Raw genomic sequence first — 9,930 nt, forward strand, 5'->3', positions numbered from 1 at the left:
AGCGCCTCGCCGCCGTCGTGCGCGACGACCCCGTGCAGCGCGAGGTTCGGCTCGGCGAGGTCGGCGTGCACGCGCACGCCGGAGTGCAGCAGCGCCCGGTGCTCCTTGTAGAGCGCGATCGCGCGCGCGAGCACGTCGCGCTCGTGCGGCGTCGCCTGCCGGACGTCCCACTCGATGCCGAAGTGCCCGAACAGCGCGGTGACCGCACGGAAGCCGATGTCGTGCACGCGCCCCGTGGTGTGGGCGTGGGTGGGGCCGACGTGAGCGCCGACCAGCTCGGGCGGCAGCACGGCCTCGGTCCAGCGCTGGATGGTCTGACGCTCGAGCGCGTCGTTGCAGTCCGACGCCCACACACGGTCGGTGCGGGCCAGGATGCCGAGATCCACGCGGGCGCCGCCCGACGAGCACGACTCGATCTCGACGCGCGGATGCGCGGCGCGCAGTGCGTCGAGCAGGCGGTAGAGGGCGAGCGTCTGCGCGTGCATGGACGCGCGTCCGGCGTGCCCCGCCTCGGCGAGGTCGCGGTTCTGGTCCCACTTGAGGTAGGCGATGTCGTTCTCGCTCAGCAGCGCGTCGAGACGGTCGTACACGTACTGCCACGCCTCGGGGTTCACGAGGTCGATCACGTGCTGGTGCCGCCACTCCCGCGGCATCCGTCCCGCCGGGCCGCTCACCCAGTCCGGGTGGGCGCGGGCGACGTCGGAGTCGAGGCTGATCATCTCGGGCTCGACCCACAGCCCGAACTCCATGCCGCGCGAGGTGACCGCGTCGATCAGCGGCGTGAGGCCCTCCGGCCACACCGTCTCGTCGACGTACCAGTCGCCGAGGGCGGCGTGGTCGTCGCGGCGGCCGCGGAACCAGCCGTCGTCGAGCACGAACCGCTCGACGCCGAGCGCGGCTGCCTCGTCGGCGAGCTCGACGAGCGGCTCGAGGCGGTGGTCGAAGTACACGGCCTCCCACGTGTTGAGCACCACCGGGCGCACGCGCCCCGACACCGTGTCGACGTGACCCAGACGCGCGCGGAACCAGCGGTGGAAGGCATCCGTCACGCCGTCCAGGCCCCGGTCGGAGTACGCCGCGTAGAGGGCCGGCGTGCGGTACGTCTCCCCCGGCGCCAGGACGATCTCGCCCGAGCCGAGCAGCTCGCCGCCCCCCAGCATGCGCCGCCCGTCGGCGGCGGCGTCGAGATACTGCTCGTGGTCGCCCGACCAGCCGAGGTGCGTCGCCCACACGCGCCCCGAACGGTTCGCGAAGCCCGCCGTGCCGGCCGCGACGAGGAGCGACGAGTCGTGACCGGTGCGGCCGTGGCGTCCGCTGCGCACCCACGTGCCCTGCCGAATGTCGTGGCGCTGCGGATGGTTCTCGCGGCACCAGCGGCCGGTGAGGTCGAGGAGCTCGGTGGCCCCGGACGGCACGGGCAGCGCGACGTCGAGCGCGTCGAGCGCGTAGGCGTCGGCGCCGGTGTTGCGCAGCTCGTGCACCGCCTCGAGCAGGCCGCCCTCGTGCAGCACGAGCTCGGTCGACACCTCGACCCCGGCGTCGGCATCGGCCTGCACGATGCGGATGCCGCGCTCGCCGTGCGTGTGCTCGGCCGAGGTCACGCGCAGCGCGGCCGAGTAGCCGCGGCCGTCGGCGCGGTGCCCGCGGAGCCCTGGGCGACCGAGCCACCCGGACGACGACTGCGGGATCAGCCCCGCGACGACCGGCGCGTCGAACGCCGAGTGCGGCACGGGCGCGCCGAGCAGCCCGAGCTCGGGAAGCGCCTCTCCGAGGTCGGCGCCCCAATGGACGATCTCGGCCTCGCCGCCGGGGAAGGCGACGAGCAGGCTGGTGCCGGCGGCACGGAGGTGGAGGGGTTCCATGGACTCGCTTTCGAGAAGGAGGCGGCGGAGTCCGGATCGACCGGGCTCCGCCGCCTCCTCGTGATCGTACTTACTTGAACAGGGCGTTGACCCGGTCGTTGGCCTGGGTCAGCGAGTCGACGTCCGCCTGGCCGGTGAGCACCGCGTCGATCGCGGGCTTCATGATGCCCTCGATCGTCGCCGCATCCTCGGTGATCGGGAACAGGAACGTCGTCTTGTCGGTGACCTGCTCCGTGAAGGCGTCCACGTTGATGCCGCGCTCGCGATAGGCCTCGACGGCGTTGTCCGTGGACGACAGGATCGCGGGGAAGACCACGCCCTTGTCGCCGACGACGTCCTGGCAGGCGGTGGACCCGAGGTACTCGACCCACCTCTTCGACCCCTCGAGGTTGTCCGTGCCCACCCAGATCGAGTCGCCCAGCCCGTTGAACATCGACGAGCGCGCGCCCTCCGGGCCGACGGGCGTCGGCGCGATCGCGACGTTCACTCCGTCGTAGCCGGTGTACTGGCCGATCATCCACGATCCGTTCGCGTTGATCGCCGCACGCCCGGCACCGAAGTTGTCCGGCATGGACGCGCCGATCGTGGTCTCGAGCCGCGGCATGTACCCCTTGTCGATGAGCCCGGCCCACCACGCGATCGTCGCCTGGAAACGCGGGTCGTCGTAGTTGTACTGGTCGCCCCAGGGGTTCTTGTTGGTGTGCGTCCAGCCGGTGGTGCCGGTGAGCCAGCTCCACTCCGTCTGTCCCGTGCCGCCGCCCGATCCGGCGAGCCCGAGGCCGTAGACGGCGACCTTGCTCTTGTCGAAGCCGGCTTCGTCACCGCGGACGCCGTTCTTGTCCACGGTCAAGTGCGCGATCGCCTGCTCGAACGTGCCGCCGTCGTCGGGGTTCCAGTCGAGGTCCGCCATCTCCTTCGCCGAGATCCCCGCGTCGTCGGCCATGTCCTCGTTGTAGAACAGCGCGATCGTGTCCCAGTCCTTCGGCACGCCGTAGCGCTTGCCGTCCTGCCCCACCCAGAGGTCTGCGAGGCCGTCGGCGTACTGGTCGAAGTCGAGGTTCGTGTCGTCGAGCGGCACGAGCTGGTCGAACCTCAGGTAGTTGGGATACTTCGCGAGATGGTTCGTGAACACGTCGGGCGCGTTCTCGGCCACCATGCCGTTCGTGAGCTTGCTCCAGTAGTCGTCCCAGCCCAGCTGGGTGATCTTGACGTTGAGGTCGGGGTTGGCGGCGTTGAAGTCCTCGGCGCACTGACGGTAGCCGGGAAGCTGGTTCGCGTCCCACAGCCAGTAGTCGATCGTGCCCTCGGGATCGCCTCCGGCGCCCGCGCATCCGCTGAGCGCCGCGACGGATGCCACGGCCACCGCGGCGGCGACGAACGCCTTCTTCTTCTTGTTCATGCCCATTGTGGTCATTCCTTGTTGACAGAGTCGATGACGAGGATCACTTGACGCCGCTGAAGCCGATCGAGTTCACGATCTTCTTCCCGAAGGCGGCGAACAGGATCAGGATCGGCACGGCCGAGACCAGGACCGCGGCCATGAGACCCGACCAGTCCGGTGCGCCCTGGGGCGACTGCGACTTGAACGTGCCGAGTCCGACGGTGAGCACGCGCGTGCCCTCGTCCGAGACCAGCAGCGGCCAGAAGTACTCGTTCCACTGGCCCATGAAGGTCAGGAGGGCGAGCGTCGCGAGCGGAGCCGCGGCGTTGGGCAGCACGACCTGGATGAAGATGCGCCACTGCGACGCACCGTCGAGCATCGCGGCCTCCTCGACCTCCCGGTTCATGTTGAGGAAGAACTGCCTCATGAAGAAGATCGCGAACGGCGTCATGAAGACGTAGGGCAGGATCAGGCCGAACATCGTGCCGAGCAGTCCCAGGTTCTTCACCAGGAGGAAGTTGGGCAGCGCGGTGAAGATCGGCGGCACCAGCACCGTCGCGAGGAACAGACCGAACACCTTGTCGCGGTGCTTCCAGTGCAGGCGCGAGAACGCGTAGGCGGCCATCGAGCTGAAGAACACCGCACCGGCGGTCGTCAGTGTCGAGAACACGATCGAGTTCAGCATGTACTGCCAGAAGTTGATCTGCGCACCAGAGCCGCCCTGGGCGAGGGCCTCCTCGGTGGACTGCAGGCCGAACACGCGGGCGTAGGCGCCGAGGTTGAAGTCGACCGGCAGGAGGCTCGCCGAGTTCGACGCCAGTCCGGCGTTCATCGAGAGCGAGGTGCGGAGCACCCAGTAGAACGGCAGGATGCTGATCGCGATCGCGATGACGAGGCATACCCAGCCCCAGAACAGGCCCCACCGGAAGGGCTTGCGCGTCCGCTGTCCGGCCGTGACGAGAGTCGTTGTCGTAGTCATTGCTGCTGCACTCCCTTATGCCAGGTCGGATTCGTTGCCGCGGAGGAACTTCATCTGTATGAACGCGACGATGCCGAGGATGAGGAACAGGATCATCGCGAGCGCCGACGCGTACCCGAACTCCAGCTCGGTGAACGCCTTCTGGAAGATGTAGTACTGCATCACTCGGCTCGCGTTGACGGGGCCGCCCTGGGTGGTGACCGCGACGGTGTCGAACACCTGGAACGAGCCGGTGACGGTGAGCACGAGCACGAGGGCGAGCACCGGACGCAGGAGCGGCAGCGTGATGCGCGAGAAGGTCTGGAACGGGTTCGCGCCGTCCAGGTTGGCCGCCTCGTAGACGGTGTTGGGGATCGCCTGGAGTCCGGCGAACAGCAGGAGCGCCGTGTAGCCCATGTGCCGCCACGTGTTGATGATGGCCTGCGTGGGGATGGCCCATTCCTGACTGCCGAAGAACGCGACGCGAGGGAGGCCGACCCACTCGATGAACTGGTTGACGATGCCGATCTGGTAGTCGAGCATCCAGAACCACAGCAGCGCCGCGATGACGTTCGCCATCAGGTAGGGCATGAGGAGCGAGCCGCGGATCAACGTGGACTTCGCGACCTTGTGCATCAGGAGCGCGAGCCCGAGGGCGAGCGCCGTCTGCAGCACGATGTTGATGACGACGTAGTAGACCGTCACGCCCATCGCGTTCCAGAACAGCGGGTCCTGCACGATGCGGGCGTAGTTGTCGCCGCCGACCCATTTCGGCTCGTTGAGCACGCTGTACTCGGTGAAGCTCAGGAAGATGCCTCGCGCCGTCGGGACGATGTAGAAGAGGACCAGCCCGATGGTGGCGGGCAGGATGAACAGAAGCGCGACCTTCAGGTCGCCGTGGGTTCGACGCCGCCGTGGCGCCGTGGCCTGCCCGGCGGCAGCGCCGATGGTGAGTGTGTTTGCCATTCCAAGAACTCCGTTGTGTGTCGGCTGACAATGGTCTGAAAGTTACACGAGTAACTAGCTGGCTCGCAAGATCCCTCTCGGTTCTGCGCTGCCCATCCGGCGCCGCGCTCAGTCGAGCGTGATCCGATACACGCGAGCGGACGGCCCCGCGACCAGGGGCCGGAGCACGACGACCCCGCCGCCCTCGTCGCGGCTCTCCCAGTCGGCGAGCGCACGCGGATACAGCTCCTCGAGCCCCACGGCGCCGAGCCCCGCGCCGAGCTCCAGCCGGATCTCCGCGTCGGCGTCGCCGCGGTGCCACACGTAGAGCAGATCCTGTTCTGGTGCCGCGAGGCGCAGCGCGACGGCGTCGCCATCCCATCGCGGCAGCCCCGCCGGCCAGCGCGGCACCGCCCGCGCGATGTCGTCGCGGAGCGCTCGGAACAGCGCCGTCGCGTCTTGCACGAGCCCGAGCTGCCGGTCGTCCATCCGGTCGAGGAAGCCGGAGAGGTACAGCCGTCCGGCCAGGCCCGTCACCATCGTGAACGCGAGCTCCTCGTCGCCCATCCACGCCTGCGGATACGCCCAGCTCGCCGCCTGCTCGGGCAGCAGCTGCACGGGAGCGGCCGCCGCGATGGGCGGGTACAGCAGGTGGTCCTGCTGGTCGGACGTCGACTGGATGTCGAAGACCTCCAGCATCCCGAAGTCGGCGCGCATCGCCCCCGACGCGCAGTTTTCGAAGACGACTCGCGGATGCCGCGCCCGCAGCGCCCGCACCCAGTCGAGGTGGGCGCGGTTGTGGGCGAGCAGCCCCGCACCGACCGTGAACGCGTCGCGGTCGGTGCCGGGGCCCGGCGTGACGTTGTAGTCGAGCTTGAAGAAGTCGACGCCGAGATCGGCGATCAGCCGCTCGAACACCGCGTCGAGATGGGCGCGGGCGGCGGGATGCCGGAGGTCGAGGTGGTAGCGGTCGTGCTCGCGCACGCGCAGGCCGTGGCGCTGCAGGAACGCCCCGTCGGGCAGGGTCGCGGCGACCGGGCTGTCGACCCCGACGACCTCGGGCTCGAGCCACAGGCCGACCTTCATGCCGGCGGCGCGGATGGCGGCCACCACGCGCCGCAGGCCGCCGTCCGGGAAACGACGGCGCGACGGCATCCACTCGCCCACGGTCGACCACCAGTCCTGCGCGTCGGTGTCGTCGTACCAGCCGGCGTCGATGCAGAAGCACTCCGCTCCCGCGCGCGCCGCCGCGTCGACGAGCGGCAGGATCCGCTCCGTCGTGGGGTCGCCGTTGAGCGTGTTCATGTAGTCGTTGAAGACCAGGAGCGAGCCGCGGTCGGCGGCACGGTCGCGGCGCAGCCAGCGCCGGTGCCGCGTGAGCTCGGCCACGGCGCCCTCGAAGCCGCCGTCCGAGAAGGCGATCGAGGCCGGCACGGTCGTGAGCCCGTCACCGGGGTCGAGGCGCTCCGCCCACTGGTGGTGCAGTCCCTCGGGGCCGAGGAGCACGAGGCCCACGGCGTCCTCGCCGGTGCGGATGTCGACGACCTCCCAGTGCCAGCCGCCGTTGTGCTCGACCTGCCATGCGACCCCCGATCCCGTGGCGCGATCGACGAGCGCGCCGGTCGGCAGTGCCCGCGCGGTGGTCCAGGTCGAGGTGCCGGTGGCCTCGACCGAGCCACGGCCGGGCTGGCCGTGCAGCGGAGAGTTGAACTCGCCCAGTCCGTCCTGGCCCCACAGCGCGCGCACGGTCCAGCGGTTCTCGGCGAGCTGCTCGCCCGTGCCCGCGCAGAGGTCGAGGTCGTGCGGGTCCTCCCCCGGCTGAACCAGCGCGCCGAGGGCGAGCGAGGCGACCGCCTCCACGACGACGGCCTCGTGACCGTCGTTGCGGACGGCACTGAAGACGCGGATGCCGTGCCCCTCGGCCGAGGCCAGCAGCGTCGTCTCGACGACGAGCCCGGTGCGCGGATCGCGCTGCGTGACGCGCAGCCGCTCCGCGTCGCCGTCGCGGTCGGCGACATGCGCGACATGGCGCAGCCGTGCCCCGACGCCGGTGTTGGTGAACCGCGTCGTCGTGCGCGCGCGACCGTCGCCCGCGACCATGAGCTCGACGAGCGGCTGCGACGCGCCGGTGGCCACGGCCTCGTCGCCGTCCAGTCCGCGTCCGCTGAGGACCACGGGGTGGTCGACGGCGTGCGTGAGCACGAGCTCGAGGCGGCCCGGCCTCCACCGGATGCGCTCGGAGCGCGCGGTGGGCGCCACGGAGCCCGCCCACACCGAGCCGGGCACCGGCTCCCTCGGCGGCTCGCACGGCCGGCCGGATCGCGCGTAGGCGCTCTCGAACACTCCTGCTCCCTTGCTCGGATCCGTCGCGCGACGGCGTAGGACGACGCGACACGAAGCACGATATGGGCGCGACGCGCCCGGGCGCAACTCTTTGTTGACTCGTGTAACCATGGGATGCGAGACTCGCCGCATGACTTCCGCCCAGGCCTTCTCGATCGGCATCGTCGGCGCCGGACAGTTCTCCGGCCAGTTCTCCAAGCTCTTCCATGCGCACCCCCTCGTGAGCTCCGTCTACGTCACCGACCTGCTGCCCGAGCGCGCGGCGTCCCTCGTCGAGAAGCAGGGTCTCGCCGGCACGTTCGACTCGTTCGACGACATGCTCGACAGCGACCTCGACGCGATCGCGTTGTTCACGCAGCGCTGGACGCACGGCCCCCTCGTGGTGCGGGCGCTGCGCGCCGGCAAGCACGTCTACTCGGCGGTGCCCATGGCGATCACCGTCGAGGAGATCGAGGCGATCATCGAGGCGGTGCGCGAGACCGGCCTGACCTACATGATGGGCGAGACCAGCTACTACAACCCCGCCACCGTCTACGCGCGCGGGCGGGTCGCCGAGGGCGCGTTCGGCCGCATCTTCTACGCCGAGGGCGACTACGTCCACGACATGGACCTCGGCTTCTACGCCGCCTACCAGTACAGCGGGGGCGACGAGTGGCAGCGCACCGCCAGCTATCCCCCGATGCTGTACCCGACGCACTCGGTCGGCGGCGTGCTCGGCGCCATCGGCGGCCACGCCGTGAGCGTCAGCTGCATCGGCGTGCCCGACGACCGCGGCGACGGCGTGTTCGACCGCGAGGTCAGCATGTTCGACAACGACTTCTCCAACGCCACGGCGCTGTTCGAGCTCGCCGGCGGCGGGTCGATGCGCATCAACGAGTTCCGCCGCGTGGGCTACCCGGCGCACATCCGCGAGAGCCGCTTCCGCTACTTCGGCACCGAGGGCAGCTTCGAGCAGACCGCGATCGCGGCGCTGTGGCAGGACCGCGACGGCGTCACCGACGTCACCGAAGAGGTCGACACCAAGCCCAGCATGGACCTCGACGACCCGTCGCTGGCCGATGTCGACCCGGCCCTGCGCGACGCGTTCGTGTCGGGTCTGGCCCCCGTCCACGACGCCGGCCGCCTGCCGGCCGAGTTCCAGGGTCTCCCGAACGGCCACGAGGGCAGCCATCACTTCCTCGTCGACGACTTCGTCACCGCCGTCGCCACGCGGACGCTCCCGCCGGTGAACGCGTGGGAGGCCGCGCGCTACACGCTGCCGGGGATCATCGCGCACGAGTCCGCGCTGCGCGGCGGCGAGCGGCTCGCGGTGCCCGACTTCGGCGACGCCCCCAAGGGCGCTTCCGCCTGATCGGACGGTGTCCGCTTCCGGGCGTGTGCGGCATCCGCGCCTCACTAAAATGGCACGGATGCCGCACACGCCCGCTCCCACGAAGCCCGCGGCGACGCGCAACGACGTCGCCCGGCTCGCCGGGGTGAGCACTGCGGTCGTCAGCTACGTGGTGAACGGCTCCAAGCGGGTGTCACCGGCGACCGAGACGCGTGTGCGCGAGGCGATCGCGATGCTCGGCTACCGTCCCAACCGCGCGGCACGCGCGCTGCGACTGGGCTCGAGCGAGACGCTCGGCATGGTGGTCCCCGACTCGACCAACCCGTTCTTCGCGAGCCTCGCCCACGCCGTCGAGCAGTCCGCCGCCGAGCGGGGCTACGACCTGCTGATGGCCAACTCCGACGGCTCGCTCGCGCTGGAGCGCCGTCACATCGACCATTTCGCGACCCGTCGCGTCGACGGCGTGTTCGTGTGCAGCTCGATCGTCGAGCCCGACCTGCGAGCGCTGGAGCAGGCCGACATCCCGGCGGTGCTCCTCAACCAGTACGTCGCGACTCCGGGCGTCGACTCGGTCAGCGTCGACCTCGCGGGCGGCTCGCGACTCGCGGTCGAACATCTCGCCGCGCACGGTCATCGCACGATCGGGCTCGTGATCGGGACGAACACCGACAACACCGTCGACGCGCGCGAGGTGGGCTGGCGCGAGACGATCGCACGGCTGGGCCTGGTCGCCGGGCCGGTGCTCCGCCAGCCGTTCAACCGGTCGGGCGGCTACGACGCCGGCCGGTGGCTGCTCGACGGCGCGGTCCGTCCGACGGCCCTCTTCGTGGGGTCTGACCGTCAGGCGGTCGGACTGCTCAAGGCGCTGCACGAGGCGGGGGTGCGGGTGCCGGAGGAGATCGCGATCGTCTCGTTCGACGGCTCGGAGGACGCCGAGTACAGCTGGCCGCCGCTGTCGACGGTGGCGCAGCCGATCGAGGAGATGGCCCGTGCGGCGGTCTCGGCGCTGATCGACGGGGAAGGCGAGAAGCACCACCGCGTGTTCGAGCCGACGCTCATCCGGCGCGCCTCGTGCGGCTGCGCGGAGTCCGAGACGGTGGCCTGAGGCCCC

General features: G+C 70.4%; 7 protein-coding genes. 2 read left to right on the forward strand and 5 right to left on the reverse strand.

Features of this window, described 5'->3' with window-relative positions:
* The 5 genes from WML84_RS09600 to WML84_RS09620 all read right to left on the reverse strand — a co-directional run.
* On the reverse strand, positions 1-1,862 hold a 1,862-nt coding region (locus WML84_RS09600), incomplete at its 3' end, for an alpha-galactosidase (protein ID WP_347345923.1).
* A gap of 70 nt (positions 1,863-1,932) precedes the next feature.
* Positions 1,933-3,261 carry a sugar ABC transporter substrate-binding protein gene (locus tag WML84_RS09605; RefSeq protein WP_347345929.1) on the reverse strand — a complete coding sequence of 443 codons (1,329 nt, stop codon included), beginning with the start codon at positions 3,259-3,261 and terminating at the stop codon, positions 1,933-1,935.
* A 43-nt stretch (positions 3,262-3,304) separates the two neighbouring features.
* Positions 3,305-4,222 carry a carbohydrate ABC transporter permease gene (locus WML84_RS09610; protein WP_347345924.1) on the reverse strand — a complete coding sequence of 306 codons (918 nt, stop codon included), beginning with the start codon at positions 4,220-4,222 and terminating at the stop codon, positions 3,305-3,307.
* Between the two features lie 15 nt (positions 4,223-4,237).
* Complete coding sequence (locus WML84_RS09615; protein ID WP_347345925.1) at positions 4,238-5,167, reverse strand: sugar ABC transporter permease; 930 nt, start codon at positions 5,165-5,167, stop codon at positions 4,238-4,240.
* A 108-nt stretch (positions 5,168-5,275) separates the two neighbouring features.
* Positions 5,276-7,489, reverse strand: a complete 2,214-nt coding sequence (locus WML84_RS09620; RefSeq protein ID WP_347345926.1) for a glycoside hydrolase family 36 protein — start codon at positions 7,487-7,489, stop codon at positions 5,276-5,278.
* A 130-nt stretch (positions 7,490-7,619) separates the two neighbouring features.
* Between WML84_RS09620 and WML84_RS09625 the strand changes: the two genes are divergently transcribed.
* Together WML84_RS09625 and WML84_RS09630 are read left to right on the forward strand one after the other, a co-directional pair.
* Positions 7,620-8,840: a Gfo/Idh/MocA family oxidoreductase gene (locus WML84_RS09625; RefSeq protein WP_347345927.1), complete on the forward strand. Its 1,221-nt coding sequence runs from the start codon at positions 7,620-7,622 to the stop codon at positions 8,838-8,840.
* A gap of 58 nt (positions 8,841-8,898) precedes the next feature.
* The gene (locus WML84_RS09630) at positions 8,899-9,924 is read left to right on the forward strand and encodes a LacI family DNA-binding transcriptional regulator (protein WP_347345928.1); all 1,026 of its coding nucleotides are present in this window, start codon (positions 8,899-8,901) and stop codon (positions 9,922-9,924) included.
* Positions 9,925-9,930 lie beyond the last annotated feature (6 nt).

Source organism: Microbacterium sp. (assembly GCF_039812165.1).
In the GTDB taxonomy this organism is placed as follows: domain Bacteria; phylum Actinomycetota; class Actinomycetes; order Actinomycetales; family Microbacteriaceae; genus Microbacterium.